General features: G+C 69.6%; 14 protein-coding genes. 4 read left to right on the plus strand and 10 right to left on the minus strand.

The features are described 5' to 3' along the window. Position 1 precedes the first annotated feature (1 nt). The 3 genes from metH to WMF44_RS41640 all read left to right on the plus strand — a co-directional run bounded on the left by metH (position 2) and on the right by WMF44_RS41640 (position 5,587). Positions 2 to 3,841, plus strand: a complete 3,840-nt coding sequence (gene metH / locus WMF44_RS41630) for a methionine synthase (RefSeq protein ID WP_437295605.1) — start codon at positions 2 to 4, stop codon at positions 3,839 to 3,841. 19 nt (positions 3,842 to 3,860) lie between these two features. Then, positions 3,861 to 4,493, plus strand: a complete 633-nt coding sequence (locus WMF44_RS41635; protein ID WP_437295606.1) for a glutathione S-transferase family protein — start codon at positions 3,861 to 3,863, stop codon at positions 4,491 to 4,493. A gap of 329 nt (positions 4,494 to 4,822) precedes the next feature. Next, positions 4,823 to 5,587, plus strand: a complete 765-nt coding sequence (locus WMF44_RS41640; RefSeq protein ID WP_437295607.1) for a hypothetical protein — start codon at positions 4,823 to 4,825, stop codon at positions 5,585 to 5,587. A gap of 61 nt (positions 5,588 to 5,648) precedes the next feature. On the opposite strand, the gene WMF44_RS41645 is transcribed toward WMF44_RS41640, so the two are convergent. From WMF44_RS41645 to WMF44_RS41690, 10 genes are all read right to left on the minus strand, one after another. Continuing rightward, the gene (locus WMF44_RS41645) at positions 5,649 to 7,055 is read right to left on the minus strand and encodes a DUF1552 domain-containing protein (protein ID WP_437295608.1); all 1,407 of its coding nucleotides are present in this window, start codon (positions 7,053 to 7,055) and stop codon (positions 5,649 to 5,651) included. Continuing rightward, complete coding sequence (locus tag WMF44_RS41650; RefSeq protein WP_437295609.1) at positions 7,052 to 8,761, minus strand: DUF1592 domain-containing protein; 1,710 nt, start codon at positions 8,759 to 8,761, stop codon at positions 7,052 to 7,054. The genes WMF44_RS41645 and WMF44_RS41650 overlap by 4 nt, the downstream gene beginning before the upstream one ends. 288 nt (positions 8,762 to 9,049) lie before the next feature. Next, on the minus strand, positions 9,050 to 9,844 hold the full coding sequence (locus tag WMF44_RS41655; RefSeq protein WP_437295610.1) for a BPTI/Kunitz domain-containing protein: 795 nt from the start codon (positions 9,842 to 9,844) through the stop codon (positions 9,050 to 9,052). A gap of 184 nt (positions 9,845 to 10,028) precedes the next feature. Then, positions 10,029 to 10,775, minus strand: coding sequence for a hypothetical protein (locus WMF44_RS41660; protein WP_437295611.1), 747 nt, complete (start codon positions 10,773 to 10,775; stop codon positions 10,029 to 10,031). Positions 10,776 to 10,836: 61 nt separating this feature from the next. Then, positions 10,837 to 11,070 carry a hypothetical protein gene (locus WMF44_RS41665; RefSeq protein ID WP_437295612.1) on the minus strand — a complete coding sequence of 78 codons (234 nt, stop codon included), beginning with the start codon at positions 11,068 to 11,070 and terminating at the stop codon, positions 10,837 to 10,839. A 25-nt stretch (positions 11,071 to 11,095) separates the two neighbouring features. Beyond that, the gene (locus WMF44_RS41670; RefSeq protein WP_437295613.1) at positions 11,096 to 12,784 is read right to left on the minus strand and encodes a metallophosphoesterase family protein; all 1,689 of its coding nucleotides are present in this window, start codon (positions 12,782 to 12,784) and stop codon (positions 11,096 to 11,098) included. A 122-nt stretch (positions 12,785 to 12,906) separates the two neighbouring features. Beyond that, a complete protein-coding gene (locus WMF44_RS41675) occupies positions 12,907 to 14,139 on the minus strand; it encodes a c-type cytochrome (RefSeq protein WP_437295614.1) in 1,233 nt (410 codons plus the stop codon). Further along, positions 14,136 to 15,527 carry a DUF1501 domain-containing protein gene (locus WMF44_RS41680; RefSeq protein ID WP_437295615.1) on the minus strand — a complete coding sequence of 464 codons (1,392 nt, stop codon included), beginning with the start codon at positions 15,525 to 15,527 and terminating at the stop codon, positions 14,136 to 14,138. Before WMF44_RS41680 ends, WMF44_RS41675 begins: the two co-directional genes overlap by 4 nt. 316 nt (positions 15,528 to 15,843) lie before the next feature. Then, entirely contained in the window at positions 15,844 to 17,394 is a 1,551-nt protein-coding gene (locus WMF44_RS41685; protein WP_437295616.1) for an AAA family ATPase, read from the minus strand. Positions 17,395 to 17,908: 514 nt separating this feature from the next. Beyond that, positions 17,909 to 18,145, minus strand: coding sequence for a hypothetical protein (locus WMF44_RS41690; RefSeq protein ID WP_437295617.1), 237 nt, complete (start codon positions 18,143 to 18,145; stop codon positions 17,909 to 17,911). Positions 18,146 to 18,277: 132 nt separating this feature from the next. On the opposite strand from WMF44_RS41690, the gene WMF44_RS41695 reads away from it, so the two are divergent. Beyond that, complete coding sequence (locus WMF44_RS41695; protein ID WP_437295618.1) at positions 18,278 to 19,294, plus strand: tetratricopeptide repeat protein; 1,017 nt, start codon at positions 18,278 to 18,280, stop codon at positions 19,292 to 19,294. Positions 19,295 to 19,384 lie beyond the last annotated feature (90 nt).

The raw sequence follows: 19,384 nt of genomic DNA on the forward strand, positions 1-19,384 counted from the left end.
CATGCCGTCCAACAACACCACGCCTCCCCTTCACCCACTCCAGAAGCTCCTCCAGAGCCGCATCGTCATCATCGACGGGGCGATGGGGACGACCATCCGCACCTACGGGATGAAGGAAGCGGACATCCGGGGCAAGCGCTTCGCGGATTCGAAGAAAGACCTGCTGAACAACGGCGATCTGTTCTCGCTCACGCAGCCGGAGATGATCTGCGACATCCACCGGCGGTTCCTCGAGGCCGGCGCGGACATCATCGAGACGAACACCTTCGGCGCGACAAGCATCACCCAGAGCGAGTTCTTCGTGGACGACCCGCGGGAGCACGGCGGGCGGAAGGATCCGGCCTTCTATCAAGGGATCATCGACGACCCGTTCCTCAACGACCTCGCCTGGGAGATCAACGAGCAGTCCGCGCGGCAGTGCCGCGAGTGGGCCGATCGCGTGGCGAACGCCGACGGGCGGCAGCGGTTCGTCGCGGGCGCCATCGGCCCGCTCACCGTCTCCCTGTCCAACTCCCCGGACGCCGACGACCCCGGCTTCCGCGTCGTGACGTTCGATCAGGTGAAAGCAGCGTACGTCCACCAGATCCGCGCCTTGATCGCCGGCGGCTCCGACGTGCTGCTTGTCGAGACCATCTTCGACTCGCTCAACGCAAAGGCCGCGCTCGTCGCCATTCGAGAGGTGTTCGACAAGGACGGCAAGACCCTGCCGGTGATGATCTCGGCGGCGGTCGGGCGCGGCGGAGAGACGATGATCTCCGCGCAGACGGTCGAGGCGTTCTGGAACGCGGTGAAGCACGTCGACCCGCTCGCCATCGGGCTGAACTGCTCGCTCGGCCCGGACCTGATGTATCCGTTCCTGTCCGACCTCTCGGAGAAGTCCAGCGCCGCGATCTCCTGCTACCCGAACGCCGGCCTGCCCAACCCGCTCTCCCCCACCGGCTTCGATCTGGAGCCGCCGGACATGGCGCGCCACATCGGCGGCTTCGCGGACGCAGGCCTCCTCAACATCGCCGGCGGCTGCTGCGGCAACACGCCCGAGCACATCGCGGCCATCGCCAAGGCGCTCGCCGGCAAGCCCCCGCGCGCCCTCGACCTCAAGACCCGCGCCGAAGCCCCGCCCGGCGGCGCGGCCTCGTCCGGCGCGCCGATCCCCCTGCGCCTGTCCGGCTCGCAGCCGTTCACGCAGCAACCCGGCGTCTACATGATCCTGGGCGAGCGCACCAACGTCGCCGGATCGCCGAAGTTCGCGAAGCTCATCAAGGAAGGGAAGTTCGAGGAAGCGGTGGGCGTCGCGCGCCAGCAGGTCGAGAACGGCGCCAACGTCATCGATATCTGCATGGACGAAGGCATGATCGACGGCGTCGCCGCGATGACGCGCTTCCTGCTGCTCCTGGCCAGCGAGCCCGAGGTGGCGAAGGTCCCGTTCATGGTGGACTCGTCGAAATGGGAGGTCATCGAGGCGGGCCTCAGGTGCATGCAGGGCAAGGGCATCGTGAACTCCATCTCGCTCAAGGAGGGTGAGGCGAAGTTCCGCGAGAGCGCGAGGACCGTCCTCAAGTACGGCGCCGCCGTCGTGGTCATGGCCTTCGACGAGCAAGGGCAGGCCGCCACCTACGAGGACAAGATCCGGATCTGCAAGCGCGCGTACGGCATCCTCGTCGACGAGGTGGGGTTTCCTCCCGAGGACATCATCTTCGATCCGAACATCCTCACGGTCGCCACCGGCATGGAGGAGCACAACAATTACGCCGTCGACTTCATCGAGGCCACGCGCTGGATCAAGGCCAACCTGCCGCACGCCAAGGTCAGCGGCGGCGTGTCGAACATCTCGTTCAGCTTCCGCGGCAACAACCGGGTGCGCGAGGCCATGCACTCGGCGTTCCTCTACCATGCCATCCGGGCCGGCATGGACATGGGCATCGTCAACGCGGGCATGCTCGAGGTGTACGAGGAGATCGAGCCGGAGCTCCGCGAGCTCGTCGAGGACGTCCTGCTCAACCGGCGCCCGGACGCGACGGAGCGGCTCGTCGACTTCGGCGAAGCGCTGAAGGCCAGGAGCGCCGGCGCCGCCTCGACCGAGAAGAAAGAAGAGGAGTGGCGCAAAGGCACCGTCGAGGAGCGGCTGTCGCACGCGCTGGTCAAGGGCATCGACACGTACATCGATATCGACACAGAGGACGCGCGCGCCAAGCTCGGCCGCCCGCTCTCCGTGATCGAGGGCCCGCTGATGGATGGGATGAGCGTCGTCGGCGATCTCTTCGGCGCCGGCAAGATGTTCCTGCCGCAGGTGGTGAAATCGGCGCGCGTGATGAAGAAGGCCGTCGCGTACCTCACGCCGTTCATGGAGGCGGAGAAGGCCGCGATGGCCGCCGCCGGGCAGGAGGTGAAGACGCAGGGGAAGATCGTCCTCGCCACAGTGAAGGGCGATGTCCACGACATCGGCAAGAACATCGTGGGCGTCGTGCTCGCGTGCAACAATTACGAGGTGATCGACATGGGCGTCATGGTCCCGTGCGAGAAGATCCTCGAGCGCGCCAGGCAGGAGAAGGCGGATCTGATCGGCCTGAGCGGGCTGATCACGCCGTCGCTCGACGAGATGATCCACGTCGCCCGCGAGATGGAGCGGCAGAACTTCAAGCTGCCGCTCCTGATCGGCGGGGCGACGACCAGCAAGGCGCACACGGCCGTGAAGGTGGCCCCGCATTACAGCGAGCCGGTCGTGCATGTGGTCGACGCGAGCCGCGCCGTGCCCGTCACGACGAGCCTGCTGAGCGAGGAGGGCAAGGCGGCGTTCGTCGCCCAGCACCGCGCCGAGTACGAGAAGCTCCGGCGGCTCCACGCGGCGCCGAAGCACAAGCTCGTCTCCCTCGAGGCCGCGCGCGCGAACCGGACGCGGATCGCGTGGCGCGCCGAGGATCTGCCGGTCCCCGAGTTCACCGGCGCGCGCGTGCTCGAGGACTTCCCGCTCGCCGCCTTGCGCGAGTACATCGACTGGACGCCGTTCTTCCACACGTGGGAGCTGAAGGGCGTCTATCCGCGGATCCTGGAGCACGAGAAGTACGGCGAGCAAGCGCGCCAGCTCTTCTCCGAGGCGAACGCGCTGCTCGACACGATCATCGAGAAGAAGCTGCTGACGGCGCGCGGCGTGTATGGCTTCTTCCCCGCGAGCGCCGTGGGCGACGACGTCGAGGTGTACACGGACGGGACGCGCACGAAGGTGCTCGAGCGGTTTCACTTCCTGCGCCAGCAGACGGCGAAGGAGAGCGGCGAGCCGAACCGGTCGCTCGCGGATTTCATCGCGCCCAGGGAGACCGGCCTCCGGGACCACATCGCCGGCTTCGCGGTCACCGCCGGCATCGGCCTGAAGGAGCTGTGCGAGCGGTTCAGGGCGGTGCACGACGACTACAACGCCATCATGGCCGAGGCGCTCGCCGATCGCCTGGCCGAGGCGTTCGCCGAGTGCCTGCACAAGCGGGTGCGCGACGAGTGGGGCTATGGCCGGCAGGAGGACCTGACCAAGGCCGAGCTCATCGAGGAGAAGTACCGCGGCATCCGGCCCGCGGCGGGGTACCCCGCGTGCCCGGATCACACCGAGAAGGGCACGCTCTGGCGGCTGCTCGACGTCGAGAAGAGCACCGGCATCCAGATCACCGAGTCGTTCGCGATGTGGCCCGGATCGAGCGTGAGCGGCCTGTATTTCGCTCACCCGGAGGCCCGGTACTTCAGCCTGGGAAAGATCGATCGCGACCAGGTGATCGACTACCATGGCCGCAAGGGCATGACCGTCGAGGAGGTCGAGCGCTGGCTCGGCCCGAACCTCAACTACGACGCTTCAAACTAGCAGAGAGAGAGACACCACCATGGCCATCGTTCTTTACCACCACCCGTTTTCGCGCGCCGCCAACACTGTGTGGATGCTCGAGGAAGTCGGCGTCGAGTACGAGCTCAAGTTCGTCGACATCATGGCCGGCGACCAGAAGAAGGAGGACTTCACGAAGCTCAATCGGATGGGCAAGCTGCCCTTGCTCGTCGACGGCGACACCGCCGTCACCGAATCCGCGGCGATCGGCCTCTATCTCGCGGATCGTTATGCCTCGGGCCGCCTCGCGCCGAAGCTCGACGACGCGGCGCGCGGCACCTATTTTCGCTGGGCGCTCTTCGCCCCCTCGGTCATCGAGCCCGGCTCGATGGCCAGGGCCGGCAACTGGGAGTTCCGCGCCGGCTCCGCCGGTTGGGGCAACTACGACGACATGATCGCGACGATGGAATCGGCCATCTCTGGCCGTGACTTCGTCCTCGGCAAGGAGTTCTCGATGGCCGACGTCATCTTCGGCGGCACCATCGCGTACATGCTCGACTTCAAGATGCTCGAGCCGCGCCCGAGCTTCACCGGATATGCCGAGCGGGTCAGAGCCCGCCCGGCGTACGCGAAGAGCGAGGCGCGCAACAAGGCCGTGATGGACGAGCGCGGCATCAAGATGCCTGGGACTTGATCGCGGTATCGGCATCGTAGAGCTGGCGCGCGCCGTGGAGGCGCGCGCCTTCGACTCGCTCCACCTCCCCGAGCACACCCACATCCCGGTGAGCCGACGCACGCCTTGCCCGCCGGCGCGAGCTCGAGGACCACGGCAGGGGCTGCGAAGGTCCGTAGGCCCGCAGCTTGCAGCGGCGCCAGTACAGCTGGTAAAATTGCGAGTCGCTGGGAGAGACCCCGGCCTTGCACAGGTCTGGAGAGTGATGCAGGGGTAAAGCGTCGATCTGGCCTTGCGCTGTATGAAGGTGATATATGCGTTTTCGGCGACATGGAACCGACGTTACGGATGTGACCATTCACATATCGAGCACCGAAGGGAACTCTTCGGCCGGCATCGAGATCGCCGATGTTCCACGCGCGGATGGTCTTCCCAGAATAACGAGCAGTGATCCTGATGTGGTCAGCGTCGATGGCGTACCTCGCGTACGCGCCGTTGGCAATTTTTCGTTTTACCTCAGCGCGCTTGCCACGACATCAGGCAGCGGCGCTGTCACGGTGACCGCGGCGACGCGGTCCGGAATCCAGGCGACGCTGAGGGTCGTGGTTGATGCTGCGATAGAGTTGCCAGATCCTGCTACTGAAGCTGGAGCTGTCGCCAGGCTGTTGATGTCGGAGGCCCGCGGTCCTTCCCACGCAGACTACCTGGCAGCAGACACCTTGGAGAGCATGGGGTGGATGCAACGGGCTCTGGAGAATCGATTGGCGACCGATCCTTCTCGATTCGGGGCACGCGGGGCGAGAAATTTGATCGACATCATTCGCGCCGCCGATCAGTTCGATGGGTTCTCCGATTATCCGAACTACGATCAGGGGGTCCGTCGTCGGCTGCAGCAGATGGTCAATATCGCGAACAATGACAATGACCGAATGCAGTCGGATTTTCGAAGGTTCATACAGAATGCCATCGACGTGGCTCGGCTGCGGGTCGCCGTCCGCGACCCAAGCCCAACAGGCTTGTTCGGGTGGAGAGCCGCAGGGACTGGAAGTCCAGGGCCCGGATTCGCGAGGGTTCGTACGCTGGCCGGCAACACGTTCTTTACGTTGCGGCCATGATTGGAACCTTGACGTGATGTGATATTTTTGCGGACCAGGTCTGTCCAGGGCCCGCGCCGGATCAGGCCTTGAGCTCGTCGAGCTCGCCGGGCTGGCCGAAGGAGCCGAAGTTCGTGATCGGCCCCCCGCCCTGCTCGGTGCAGCCGACCGCGTTCGCGAGCGTCGTGAGCAGCTTGTTGTGGGGCGCGTCCTTGTCCTGCACCGTATTGGACTGCCGCGTCACCTTGATGTACTGCCCCGTCTTGAAGTAGCCGCCGCAGCTCCCCGCGATGATGTACGGCAGGTCGCGGAAATCGTGGCGCAGGCCGTCGGAGAGCTCGTTCATGAACACGACGGCGCTGTTGTCGAGCACCGTCGCCCCGCCCTCCTCGTAGCCCGCGAGCCGGTCGAGCAGATAGACATACTCGCCCATGAACCAGCGATCGATGTCGAAGAGCATCTCCTCGTAGCCGTCGACGGCGCTCCCGGTGTCGTCGTCCCTCGTGTTCCCGTGCGAGAGCTTGTGGTGGTTGTACTCGTGGGCCATCCCATCCCACTTGAAGATGGGCCCCGCCGCGCCCGAGCCCCATTGCAGCGTCGCCGACCGCGTCGCGCCGGTCGCGATCGCCAGCGCGAGGATGTCCATCTGCATCCGCCCGACCTTCTTGAACTCCGCGTCGAACCCCACGGTGTCCGGGTCGATCCCCTCGATCTCCGCCGCGCGCTCCGGCGAGAGCTCGCGCGGGATGATCCCCGAGCCGCCCATGCCCACCTCGAGGTCGCGCACCGTCTGGAAGTGCATGTCGAGCTTGTCGCGATCGGCCTTGCTGAGCTTCTTCTTGAGCAGGGCCTCGTACTCGACCGAGACCAGGTCGAGCACGCTCTCGCGGCGCTTCGTGAGCCGCGCGAGCGCCTCCTCTTCGAGGTCCGTCCCGCCGACCAGGTCCCGGTACGCGAGCCACGGGTTGTTCTCGCCGCTGACGGGCTGCTCGCTTCCGGTGTACGAGATGTGCCCGCGCACGTTCGGCGTCTTCGCCCCGACCATCAGCGTGAGCGCGGGCGTGCCCGGCGGGTTGATCTTGTTCGCGATGAACTGGTCGAGCGAGATCCCCGCCGCGTACTGGGTGCCCTGGACGAGCGGCTGCGCAGTGAGCTTGCAGCCCATCCCCTTCGCGTGATCGTCGCCCGCGCTCGGGTCGAACCCGTAGCCGCGCGGCACCATGTGGATGCCCCGCGGGATCAGGAGCTTGTCCCGGTACGCGGCGAGCGGCGCTATCGCCCGCGTCGACCCGAACGAGGCGGCCGTCAGCGCGCCGTACTGCGTGCTCGGGAAGAACTTGGCCATGTTCACGCCGTTGCACATGAAGAAGGCGATGAACCGGCGCGGCGCGGTCGCGTCGGCCTTGGCGTCGCGCGGGCGCAGCGACTCGAGGAGCGGGAGGCCGAGCATCACCCCGCACGCGCCCCGCAAGAACGTTCTGCGATTCATTGGTCCACCTCTTCCACGGCCCGGTACCTGAACGTCTTCGTCTGCGTGAGCGCGACCAGCAGCTCCTTGATGTTGTACCCGGAAGCGCCGAGCTTCTCGTCGAGCTCGGCGATCGTGCACGCGTCCTCGCGCGAGAGCTGGCGCGCATTGCCGTAGCGGTACCAGTTCGTCAGATAACACCGCTGCGCGACGGGGCTCTCCGCGAGCTGCGTCGCGAGATCCACGGCGCCGTCGAAGCGGATCTCGGCCTTTCCGACGGCGATCGTGCCTGTCGCGTCGATCGTCTCGCCGTCCTCGTCGGCGCGGTAGCGCCCGACCGCGTCGAAGTGCTCCAGCGCGAAGCCCGGCGGGTTGATCACGCTATGGCACTTGTTGCACGCGTCCGGCGACGTGTGCACCTCCACCTGGTCGCGCGTCGTCCTGATCTCGCCCTGAATGGGCGGCAGCGTCGTGTTGATGTCCGCCGGCGGGTCCGGGAGGTCGGTGCAGAGGATCTGGCGCTGGATGAACACGCCGCGGTGAATCGGCGAGCTCTTGTTGAAGAACGCGTGCGAGCTCAGGAAGCCGGCCTGCGTGAGGAGCCCCGCCCGCTCCGCCGGGTCGAGCGGCGTCTCCACGAGCTCGCTCGTGAACGACCCCTCCACGCCGTAGATCGGGGCGAGCCTGTCGTTCACGAAGCCGACGGGCGCCGTCATCAGCGTCCTGAAGTCACCCTCCATTTCGAGGACGACGTGCCGGATGAACTGCCTCGTCTCGGCCGCCATGGCCGAGGACACGCTGGCGTCGAAGTCCTCGTAGAGCGCCGGATCCTTCGAGAGATCCGCGTAACGGCTCATGTGGAGCCACTGGGCGTGGAAGTCGTCCAGAGCGCTCGTGGCCCTGGGGTCGGCGAGCATGCGCCGCGCCTCGGCCTCGATGCCCTCGGGCGTGCCCAGCGCGCCGCCCTCCGCCGCTTCGAGGAGCGCGTCGTCGGGCAGGCTGTTCCAGAGCAGGTACGAGAGCCGCGTCGCGACCTCGTAGGCGTCGAGCGGGATGATCCCCGCGCCGTCGAGCTCCTCGCTGAGCTCGATGCGGTAGAGGAAGTGCGGCGACTGGAGCATCGCCTCGATGACGTGGCGCACGCCCTGCTCGAACGGCGTGCCCGCGTCGAAGAGGCCGTTGCCGCGGGCGTACGCGGCGGCGTACGCCTCCTCCTGCTCCGCCGAGAGCGGCCTCCTGTAGACGCGCTTGCCGAGCTCCCGGATGAGCTGCCGGGCGCAGGCCGCGCCGTCGCCCTCCGGCGCGCACGGCACGATCTTGCCGAGCACGGCCTGGTCGACGACGGCGTCGGCCGCGATGGTCTCCGCGGCGCGGCGGTAATCGCGGGCGAGGCGGTCGGAGACGAGGAGCCCCTTGGCGTTGTTGTTGAACCCCTCGAACGCCGGGTCCGCGAGGAACGCCGCCGAGGCCTTCATGTCCTTGCCGAAGAGGTCCCGGATGGTGTTGTCGTACTGCGCGTGCGTCAGCCGCGTCAGGCGCGGGGTGGGGCCTGGCGCTGTGACGCCGGGCTCGCACTGGGCGCTGGGGCCGGGACCGGGGCCGGGGCCGGGACCAGGGCCGGGACCGTCGCCCGGATTCGATCCGCCGTCTCCAGACGATCCCGAGCACGCGGCCGCGCTGGAGAGCGCGATGGCCGCGAGCAGCATCCTCGGGGTGCTTCGATTCACGGGCAGCTCCTTCGTGAATGAGGTCGAAGAAAGAAGAATCTACGAGCGCTCCATGGAAGAGGCTATCGGCGCCACGCGCTCAGCGTCAATGCGAGGTGGCGGTGGAGCGGTCAGTTTCCGTCCTTCCCGTCCAATGCGCCAGCGCTGTTCACCGGAATCGGCGCAGCGCGGCCATTGACGCGCCGAGCCGCGAAAGGCGCCCAGGTGGGCACAGGAAAGTGTCTTATCTACGATTCGGGAGACAGCGCCTGACCACGCACGCCCGGAGCGCTGGTCGTCCCTTGTCGTTCAAGGTGTCGGGGGCATCTGCGGCTGACACCTGCCCGACGAGCAGACCGCCGTCATCCCGTCCGGGAACACGGGCGCGCACGGAGGGCACGCGCCCATGCCGGCGGGGCAGACCAGGGCGTCGAGCTCCGCGCTCTGGGTGAGGGCGACGATGCCTGTCCCGTCGCACCCCTCGCAGCAGCCGAGGCCGTCGCGCAGGACGCAGTCCGAGTCGACCGTGCACTCCGTCAGCGGCGACTCGCGCACGTCGAGGACGACGCAGCGCCCCGCCTCGCACGTGGCGGTGAAGTACTGGGTCGTGCGCTCCGCCTCGGTGACCTCCGGGCACGCCCCGCACGAGACGCCCCCGCACCCCTGGATGATCTCGTTGAGCTTCGTCCCGGCGCGGTTGATGGCCCTGAAGTTCTCGGCCTTGGCCGTGTCACAGGCGCCGCAGCAGCCCCGCGACACGAGGATGCAATCGCTCGGCGCGTTACAGACGCCTATGTCGGGCAGCTCGCCCCGACAGGCCTCCTCGCACGCGGAGAGGGAATCGAAGCGGTTCTCGTTGCCCTCGCAGCCGCCGTAGGTGAACTCCCTGCACGCGCCGGCGGCCGGGTCGTACCAGTATTTCGGGAACGCCGCGTCACACCGGCCGGGATCCGCCGGCAGCAGGCACCGGACGGGCAACTGCCCGCCTCCGCCACCGCCGCCGGTCTCCGCGGACGAACCGCCTCCGCTTGGGTCCCCGCCGCCCGAGCCCGCGGGATCCACCTTCCCGGAGCAGCCTGCGGCGAGCAGAAGGGAGGTAAGCAAGCCAAGACCCAGGGATAAGCGCCGAGGCATGCCGGGCGAGTTGCAACGGGCATGCCCTGGGCGTCCGGTCGGTGCGCCCGCCGATCTCGGCCCGGATCGCGCGGGCGGCGGGCCTCGGTGTGCCAGGCGGCGCGGCACACCATGACGGCGTCGTCGAGGGGACCGGTCCCTGAGCGGCTCGCCGTCAGGGGTCGCGCGTCAGCCGGACATTGTAAGTGGTGCTCTCGAACGCGATGCTGCCGTCCGCCCTCTGCTGGTCGACGAGAAGATCGAAGGCGAGCACGTCGCGCGCAGCGGCGCATCCGGGCTCACGACAACCGCAAACGCCGCTTTCACACAGCGCGAGGTATCCGCAGTCGACAGGCCGCCCGCCCGCGAAACAGCCCTCGGACGTTTCTTCCCACGCCCCCCCGTTGTGCACGCATTCGTAGGAGCCTGAGCCTGGGGACGACGCCTGAAGCTCGCACCAGCCCTTCCAGAGCTCCCGGGGGTCGATGGCGAAACGCAGCCGGCGGTCGGTGAGCTGCGCGCCGAGCATCGTGAAATCGAACCCTTCGTAAGGCAGGCCGATATTGTAGTCGCCGAACAGCCCGAGGTTTTCGGGATAGGGCACGTCCGGATCCACGGCCGGGGGCAGGGAGGCTCCCGTGCCGAAGCGCACCTTCCCCTGGATCGATGTGCCCTCCACGGTGTCGATGTCGATCTGGATCACGTCCGATCCCGCGCGGAACTTGAAGTTCTCGACGTATCCCTCCCAGTGAGCGATGAGCAGGGAGGCCGTGTCGGATCCCTCGCCGCCGGAGCTGGCCTCACCGCCGCCCGAGCTGGCCTCATCGCCGCCGATGGGCAGGTCCTGCGGCTGACAGCCGGTGTTCCCGAGCGAGGCAGCAGCGAAGAGCAACGCGAGCGCGACGCGAGTCGAATGATTCATGGTTCCTCCTGTCTCTTGCGGTCCATCGCTACATGGCCGGCGCGAGGAACATCCGTCTCTGTCAGTCGAGATTTTCTCGGAACGCGCACGAGGCGCGGACGCGGCCCGCGTGCACCGAGCCCGGCGCCTCGCCGAGGAGCCGCTCGGCCTCCGCGCGCGCCTCCGGCGCCCGCCCTGCGGCGCAGAGGGCGAGCACCCGCGCGGCCATGCGCTCCTCGCGGAGCTGGCCCTCTGGAAACCGGGCGCCGAGGTCGTCGAGGCGATCGAGCGCGGCCGACGGATCGCCGTCCCGCACGGCGTCCTGCGCCTCCCATCGCGCCCTACGGATGGATCGACGGCAGCTGCTCGCGGAAGAACGCGTTGTACTTGGGATCGTTGTACCGCTCGTACTCGATCGCGAACGGGGTCAGCTGGCTCACGCCGCCCTTGTACCGGATGGTGAGGGCCATCGGCGTGACCTCGCGGTAGTTGCTGGTCAGCGGCAGGTCGTCGTTGGTCTTCCCGCCCGCGGAGAACAGGGTCAGCAGCACCCCGTCGGGGTCGTCGTGCACGACGCGGAAGCCCTCCGGGACGCGCTCGTGGCCGCGGATCAGCGTGGTACAGCCGAGCTTCTGCATGAAGCTCTTGAACTGCCGCTTGCCGAAGGGGAAGCGCGCCGTCGACTTCTGGAGCTCCGCGGGGATCGCGTCGACCTCGCTGGGATCGCTCCAGAGCATCTGGAACCGGATCTCCGGGTCGTTGAGCGAGGACACCGACGTCCACCGGGCGGCGATGGTCTCGTCGCGCGGGATCCCCGCGTGGACGAAGAGGATCCTGTCGAAGACCAGCATGTTGGGGAGCGCCTCGAAGAGGCGCATGTAGGCGGCGAACACCTCGTTCGGCGCGATGGCCGCGAGCGAGCTCATCGCCTCGGAGGGCCGCACCGGCGCGAGGACGCGGCCGTTCAGCTCGACGTAGTACTCGTGATTGCCGCGCAGCACGAAGACGTTGTCGGGCGCGGCGAGGAAGAGCTGCATCACCGTGCGCAGGACGCCGTTGTAGCTGAACCTGCCGCGATCGATGTAGTCGCCCAGGAACACCAGCAGCATCCGCGGGTTGTGCGCGGGGTCGTCGCGGTGGGCCTGCACCTTGGCGAAGAAGTCGGCCTGCATCAGCGCCCCCTTGAGGCACGAGTAGCAGCCGTGCAGATCGCCGATGACAAGGAGCTCGACGTCCTCGGCGGGGTCGGGCGAGGCGACGTAGACGTGGCCGTCGAGGAACGGCGCCTGCCCGGCGAAGCCCGCGAGATCCGCGGCGCCGTCGAGCCGGCCCGCGCCGCGCGCGCGCTGCTCCTCGAGCTTCGCCTCGAACCTGCGCATCAGGTCCATGTCGACCTTGGCCTGCTCCGCGAACGTGGCCGGATCGCTCGCGTAGTCCCACTCGAACGCCTTGAAGAACGGGTGATCGACCTCGCGCGCCTGCTTGCGCGTGGCCGGATCGATCACCACCGCGCCCTGCTCGATCGTCTCGATGTCGACGTCGTCGATCTCGATCGGGGACGCCGACAGGAGCGACGAGAGCTCGTCGCGGAACCGCTGCTCGTTCGGGTGGACGACGCCGTCGGCGAGCATGAGCTCGTCGACGGTCGCGAGCAGCGCCTTGCGGTTGTCGTCGTCGAAGCCGTCGAGGAGCTCGAAGCAGCGGAGCTTGATCTTGGAGAGGACGAAGTCCTTCGGGTCCTCTCCCTCGGCGACGCTCTCGGTGAAATGGCTCTGGATCTGGTGGTCGATCTCGGAGAAGACCTCGTGGAAGTGGCTGGTCCACCGGCCGACGACGTCCTGGCTCTCCTGGCCCTCGCCGCCGAGGGCGTCGCGCGCGCGCTGCCGGACGAGGTCGTGGATGTAGCCGCGGATGAAGGACTTCTCGGTCGGATCGAGCTCGCCGTCGATGTACCCGAACCCCGTGAGGTAGTAGATGATGGCGTGCATCTGCTGCTCTGCGACGCGCGGATCCGGGCTGAACGACATCATCAGGCAGCTCTCCTCTTCGCGATGGTGCCCCAGGGTAGCGCAAGACGGGCGCGCGGCGGCGGCGAGCGCGCCTCTCGGTCGCGCGGGCGAGCGCGCATCGCGGCGACGGCGGCGAGCTCACATCACGGCCGCGCGGGCGGCCCTGCGCGCCCGACGAAGGCGCGGATCCGCGCGCGGTCGGCCTCGGACAGCGCGTATCCCGGGGGCGGCATATTCCGCTCGTCCACGACCCGGCGCGCGATGGCCTCGCGGAGCGAAGCCCACGCCGAGGGCGTGGAGAGGTCGACGCCGCCCTCGCCGCGCGGGAGGTGGCAGCGCGCGCACGCGCGGGCGAACACGGGCGCGATCTCGCCCCAGGCGGGCCCGTCGCCGTCCTCTGCGGCGAAGCGCCGGAGGGCGCCCGACGCGAGCATCCACACGTCGCCGCTCGGCGAGCCGACGAGCCTGCCGCCCTGCGGGAGGCGCGCGCCGCGGGTCTCGCGCGCGCCGGCCTGATCGAGCACGCCGAGCTCGTCGCCGTCGGCGAACCACGCGCGCTCGCCGGAGACGGCGAGCCCGTGGAGCGCGGCGCGCGCCCGGAACCGGAGGCGCAGGACGCCGGCGCCGTCCTCCGCGTAGAGCGCCGCGGGCGTCGCCGCGAGCAGCGCGCCCGCGCCGGTCAGGGCGAGCAGCGGCGCGGCGCCGCCCGCCGGGAGCGGGTACGATCGCAGCGCCCTCGTGGCGACGTCGAGGGCGCCGAGCTCATCGCCCCCGGCCGCGAAGGCCACGCGCCCGGCCCCCGCCGCGAGCGTCGCGAGCGGGCCGGTCGCGTAGCGCGTGACGGTCTCGCCGTCCGCCACCGCGATCTCGCGGTCCAGCGCGAAGGCGGCGCCGCCCTCGCCGAGGCCGATCGCGGACCGCACCGCGGCGCGCTCGAGGCCGTAGCGGTCGGAGACGGCCTCGAAGGCCCCCTGGCCCGGCAGCCGCAGCAGCCGGCCCTCGGCATCGACGCCGACGATCCACGTGCCGTAGCCGTCGGGCGCGGGCAGGGCCGCGGCGCTCACCCAGCGGTGGGGCGCGCGCTCCACCCTGGCGAGGGCGCCGTTCACGAAGACGGCCGCGGCGCCGTCGTGGAACACCACGACGCGGCGCCCGTCGTCGGCGACCGCGCGCACCGGGCCGAGCTCCCCCGGGGACGGCCACGCGACCTCGCGCACGACGAGCGGCGGGAGGGGCGCCGCGGCCTGCGCCGCGCATCCCGCGAGCGAGAGCGCCAGCGCCGAGGACGAGAGCGCCAGTGCGGAGGACGAGAGCGCCAGCGCGGAAGATGAAAGCGCCAGCGCGGCGGCGGACGCCGCTCGGCGGAGGAGCGTCACGGCGACCGGAGCAGCTCCGGCACCACCTCGCCGTCGCGCAGGTGCTCGCGCGGGGAGATGCCGAAGGCGAACAGGAAGGTGGCGAGCAGGTCGGGCGGGGCGATCGGCCGCGGCCCGCCCTGGAACGTCTTCGCCGGGGCCGGCAGGAGCTGCTCCGGGTCGGTCTTGCCGAACGCGAAGCTCCCGCGGAAGCGCGGGGAGATCACCATGGCGGAGTTGTTGGGATAGTGGTCGCGGCCCATCGCCGTGTTGAGCTGAGGCGTGCGGCAGAAGTCGCTCGTCACGAGGAGGTGGGTGTGATCCGAGAGCTTCTTGCCGGCCCGGGTCGGGTGCGGGGTCCTGTCGAGCGAGCCGAGCAGGGCGGCGATCAGATCGAAGAGCTCCTGCTGGGTGGCCGCGTGCTGGCGGTAGGTGCTCGTGTGCGTGTCGAACCCGCTGCTCGAGAAGCTCACGCAGCGGACCACGTTCCGCCGCATGGCCTCGATCGCGAAGGCGGCGTTGACGGCCGCTTGCCTGGCGAAGCGGGCCGCGTGGTTGAACTCCGGGTGCGCCTGGATGAGCTTGCCCCTGGAGAACACCTCCTGGAGGCCTGAGCTCAGCATCTTGCCCAGCCCGTCCGCCTGGATGGCGAAGCCGCGCAGGGCGTCGGTGTGGCTGGATCGCGCGGCGAGGGACCTGGCCTCCTCGGAGAGGAGCGCGGTCACCGCGGCGCGGTCCTCGTCGGTGTCGTAGTGGCGCGCGCGGGAGAGCGAGCGGCTGAGGGTGCCGATCTCCCCGACCATGAGCGGGACGGCGCGCCGATCGAGGCGGTCGCCGACGAACGCAGAGGGGAACTGGACCGAGACGACGGGGAAGGTCTGGCTCGCGCCGAGCTCGCTCCCGCAGATCGCGTCGACGCTGGAGGCCAGGGTGCGGCCGCCGCTGAGGTGCCGTCCCGTGGTCGAGAACGCCGTGCCGTCGGGGTGGCTCACGGTGTTCATCGCCAGGCCGTTGAGGATGCACAGCCGGTCATGCATGTCCGCGAGGGCGCCGATGCCCGGGCCGAACACGAGGCTCGAGCCCCTGGGCGTCACCGGCGCGAAGGTCTTGGCCCCGCCGGCCGCGGGCGCGTCGACCCACAGGCGGAGCCCCGCGGTGTCGGTGTTGTCGGTCGTCGCGGGGCTCACGAGGCCCCTGGCCTCGTTCCGAGGATCGGCCCAGAGCGTCACGTCCCAGCCGCCCGACGCGTGGATGAAGAGGAAGAACTCGTCCTCCGCGGCCTTGCCCTGCGCGGCGAGCGCGCGCGCCGGCAGGCCGAGGACGCCGGCGAGCGCCGCGCCCGCGGCGGCCTCGAGCAGCGCGCGGCGCGGGACGGCGAGGCGGCGGGGGCGGCGGGCGGGGCGAGACATCGGACGCGCTCCTCAGGATACCCTCCGCGGCCGCGCGCGCCCGCACGACGAACGCGACCGCCATCGCGAGCATCGGCGCTACACGGACGAGCTCATCGGGGATCTGATCGTGATGCCGCCTTGAGGCGGCGAGGCCGCTGTCCGGGCAGGGCGCGAGCTCGCGGCGGCCGAGCTCCGCGCTGCCGGCGCGTCTCCGGTGCACGCGCTCGCCGTGGCGTTCAGCGGCAAGCAGGTAGCCGTGCGCGCGGCGGAGAGGGTTGGCCGATGCGCGTCGCCTCTCCCCGACCACCGAGCGGAGCGTCGATCTGGCCAGGGCTCAAGCCCGGATCACCGTGACCTCTCGGCCGCCCGGCGTCCGCGCCGCCTCGGTCGCGGTGCGATCGCGCAGCCGCGGGATCCCGGGGCGCCGATCGAAGATGAGGAGCCAGCCGCGGTGGAGCCCCAGGCCCTCCAGGTATCCATCGAGCTGAGCGAGCCCTTCCCGCACCGGATCCGGCTCTCCGGGGCGCCACACCTTGAGCTCCATCGCCAGCCGGTCCTGTCCGTGCTCGACCAGCAGATCCGTCCGGCCGCTGCCTATCGCGACCTCCCGCTCCACACGCCCGTGGCCGTTCACCACCCTGTGCAGGAAGGCCATGAGCACGAGGTGCGGCGCGATCTCCGCGTAGGGCGTGCTGGCGAGCAAGGCCTCCGCGTGCTGCCGCCAGAACGACACGAACGCCTCGAGCAAGCGCTCGGGATCGAGGCGCCCGTCCTGCCGGAGCCAGGTAGGCGTGATCGACGGCATCGAGCGCCGCGCGGTCGCGGACAGCGCACGCGGGAGGATCTCCGCGTAGATCGGGTTGGCGATCTCCAGCGCGCCGTTCGCCGCCTGGCGGACGAGCCCGAGATCCATCGCGTAGCGCTGGTCGTCCTCGGGGACCGCGCCCAGCGCCGAACCGGCGAGGATGGGCTCGATCACCGCGCGCACCCGGTCCTCCTGCAGGCGCTCGGCGAGGCTGTCGAGGTGCGTGTCCTGCCGGACGACGATCGCGTCGCGCGCGGCGCGAACGTGCGCGGGCAGGAGCGTCACGCTGCGGTCGGGCACGAGCTCGTCCACCATCTGCCTGGCCAGCGCGTTGACCAGCCACGGCTGCCCGCAGGTGAGCTGGAACGCGAGGTCGACCGCCTCGGGCGCGAAGACCTGCCCCATGTCAGCCGTGTGCTGGGCGTAGAGCCCCGCCACCTCCTCGCGCGTGAAATCGCGCAGGAGGACGGACTCCTCCTTCACGTTGAACGGCGAGGCGCCGCCGAGCTGGCCCTCGTCGCCCACCGTAACCCGGTAGTCCCGGACATCGCGCATCCCCATCAGGGCGATCGCCCAGGGAAAGCCCTGCGGCCTGCGGCGGTGCCCCCCGCGCAGCTGGCTCAGCGCCGAGAGCAGCGTGGGGCCGGTGAGCGCGTCGATCTCGTCGAGAAAGAGCACGAGCGGGCGAGGACAGGCCTGCGTCCACGCGGCCAGCGCGGCGGCTAGGCGGTGGCCCGGCGCCCCGTCAGACCAGGGCGGCGGACGCAGATCGGGCGGGAGTTGAAAGGCCGCGTCATCCCGGAAGGCTTGAAGAATCGCTGACTCCGCAGCGCCGACGTCCTCCGGGAAGGCGCGGCCGACCTCGAGGGACAGGAGCGCCGCCGCATAGCGGCCCTCCTGCGTCAACGCGGCGGCCAGCGAGAGGAGCGACGTGGTCTTGCCCGTCTGCCGCGGACCGTGCACGACGAAGTAGCTCTGGCGGTCGATCAGCCGCCGCAGCCGCTCGATGCGGCGGAGGGGGTCGACCATGTAGTGCAGGTCGGGCCTGCACGGGCCGGCGGTGTTGAAGAAACGCGCCATCGGGGCGCCATCCTGCCATGGGAGCGCCGGGAGTCACGCAAGACCGGGGTTCGGGAGGACTCGAGCCGTAGACGATGCGGCCCTCCGCAGCCGTGACAGCAGCGGAGGAAACGGGCCAACATATCCTGGAGCCCGACCAGCAGCTCGGGCACGCGTGCCGGCGATCGCTGGGCGCGCTCCACGAGGCTGATGGGCGGACTGATACGGACCGGTGGCAGGCGAGCCCGGAGCTGCGCAGGCAGCTGCATGGACAGCGGTGCGCTTGACGGGCTTGCGCGGAACGAATCTCCGGCGACCTCGTGCAGAGCGGCACCCGCGCCCAGTTCGACAAGCTGACCGAGGCGCTCCAGCAGCTCTGGGCGCGCCTGGCGGACCTCGGTTCTCGTCGAGCTCGCCAAGGGACGCGGGGAGCCACGTGAACCATGAAGCCAAGATCACCAGCAGCACAGCAGCACGGCTCGCCCAACGGCACTGGTCATGCCGACGAACGGGGCCATACAGAGCCACCACGACATCACATCACCGGGAGATCCACGCCGTGATCCGGGAGCCCGAGCGCCACGAGGTAGTCGCCCCAGGTGTCGAACAGCGCCGCCTTGTCGTCCCCCCGCGCGCGGCGCTCGACCTCGGCGGGCGCGAGGCCGCCGAAGAGCCAGAGATAGGTCCTCAGGTACGCCTCGGCCGGGCGATGCGGGTGGAATGAGAAATTTCGTCGCCGAAATGCAATGCAACGCCAGATGCCTTTCGACATCGCTCACGCGCCGGGACGCTGGCCAGGCACACACGGAGGATGGTAGAGAGCGAGCGTGACGCTGGCGCGCGGTCACGTGCGTTGGCGCGCCCGAGGTGGAGCGTGCGAGGTCCTCGATCAGCATCCTGGCTTTTGTCGTGGGCAGTGTTGCTCCTCGGGCTGGTTGCGACTGCCCCCGCGCGCGCGGAGGCGCCTCCGAAGCGCTCGGAAGCCGTCAAGGAGCTCATTCGCGAGGCGAGGGCGGCGCTGGATCGGTCCGACCTCGCGCAGGCGCGGGAGCTGTGGGGCGTGGCGTACGATATCGAGCGGTCGAACGTCGCGATGTGCAACCTGGGGCAGCTCGACGTGCGGATGGGCCGCTGGGAGGAGGCCGTGGGGGAGCTCTCGCAGTGCGTCCAGCACATGCCGGCCCCGAGTACGGAGGAGGAGCGGCGCCTGGTCGAGTACCGGCACGCCGACCTCGCCCGGGCCCGGCGGCGCGTTGGCGAGGTGGTCCTCATGCCGCCGCCCGGCATCGTGGGCATGTTCGTGAACGGCCGGGGGGTGAAGGACGGCAACCGCGTCTACGTGAGGCCTGGCCAGCACGAGGTGATGGCCGTCGGGCAGGAGGGGCAGGTCGCGCGCGCGGGTGTGAGGGTGGAGGCGGGCGAGTCGAAGGCGGTGCCGCTCACGTTCGACAAGCCGGCACAAGCGCCGGAGGACCGCGCGCAGCCGCCGAAGGACCGCGCTCAGCCGCCGAAAGGGGCTTCCGGGCCTGGAGCGCCCGGGCCTGCGGCGCCAAAAGGGCCGCCGCAGGGCGCGGGCCGGCCCGGGCCGGACTTCCGGATCGTCACGACGGGCGCGGTGGCCTCGATCGGGTTCTTGGTGGCAGGCACCGTGTCCTTGCAGAGCGCGCGGGGGTACGGGCAGGAGGCGACGGCGGCTCGATATCACGCCCTGGTGATGAGCAAGCTCGATCCCGCATTTCAACCCGACTACAACGGGATGGTCGATACTGCCGCCAGCGGGAAGCTGATGCGTCTCCTGGGTACCAGCGCGTTGATCGCCGGGGCGGCAGCAGGCGCGGCCACCCTCGTGTACGTCTGGTTGCCGAACGATACGCAGATTCGAGTGGCGGCGCACGGCGCGGAGGTTCGCGTTCGATGGTGAGCGTCGGCGATGTCGCTGAGGGCCGTCGGTGCGAGAGCATGGTGAAGCTGGCGCGGAGGCCTTCCTGATGCGACGTCCGATGTTGCTGTT

The sequence above is a fragment of the Sorangium sp. So ce426 genome, assembly GCF_051475585.1.
GTDB classification, from domain to species: Bacteria; Myxococcota_A; Polyangia; order Polyangiales; family Polyangiaceae; genus Sorangium; species Sorangium cellulosum_B.

Excerpts from the sequence above, each read along its gene's own strand:
- metH (WP_437295605.1), top strand. The coding sequence starts at position 2 with ATGCCGTCCAACAACACCACGCCTCCCCTTCACCCACTCCAGAAGCTC.
- WMF44_RS41635 (WP_437295606.1), top strand. The coding sequence starts at position 3,861 with ATGGCCATCGTTCTTTACCACCACCCGTTTTCGCGCGCCGCCAACACT.
- WMF44_RS41645 (WP_437295608.1), bottom strand. The coding sequence starts at position 7,055 with ATGAATCGCAGAACGTTCTTGCGGGGCGCGTGCGGGGTGATGCTCGGC.
- WMF44_RS41660 (WP_437295611.1), bottom strand. The coding sequence starts at position 10,775 with ATGAATCATTCGACTCGCGTCGCGCTCGCGTTGCTCTTCGCTGCTGCC.
- WMF44_RS41670 (WP_437295613.1), bottom strand. The coding sequence starts at position 12,784 with ATGATGTCGTTCAGCCCGGATCCGCGCGTCGCAGAGCAGCAGATGCAC.
- WMF44_RS41680 (WP_437295615.1), bottom strand. The coding sequence starts at position 15,527 with ATGTCTCGCCCCGCCCGCCGCCCCCGCCGCCTCGCCGTCCCGCGCCGC.
- WMF44_RS41685 (WP_437295616.1), bottom strand. The coding sequence starts at position 17,394 with ATGGCGCGTTTCTTCAACACCGCCGGCCCGTGCAGGCCCGACCTGCAC.
- WMF44_RS41690 (WP_437295617.1), bottom strand. The coding sequence starts at position 18,145 with ATGTCGAAAGGCATCTGGCGTTGCATTGCATTTCGGCGACGAAATTTC.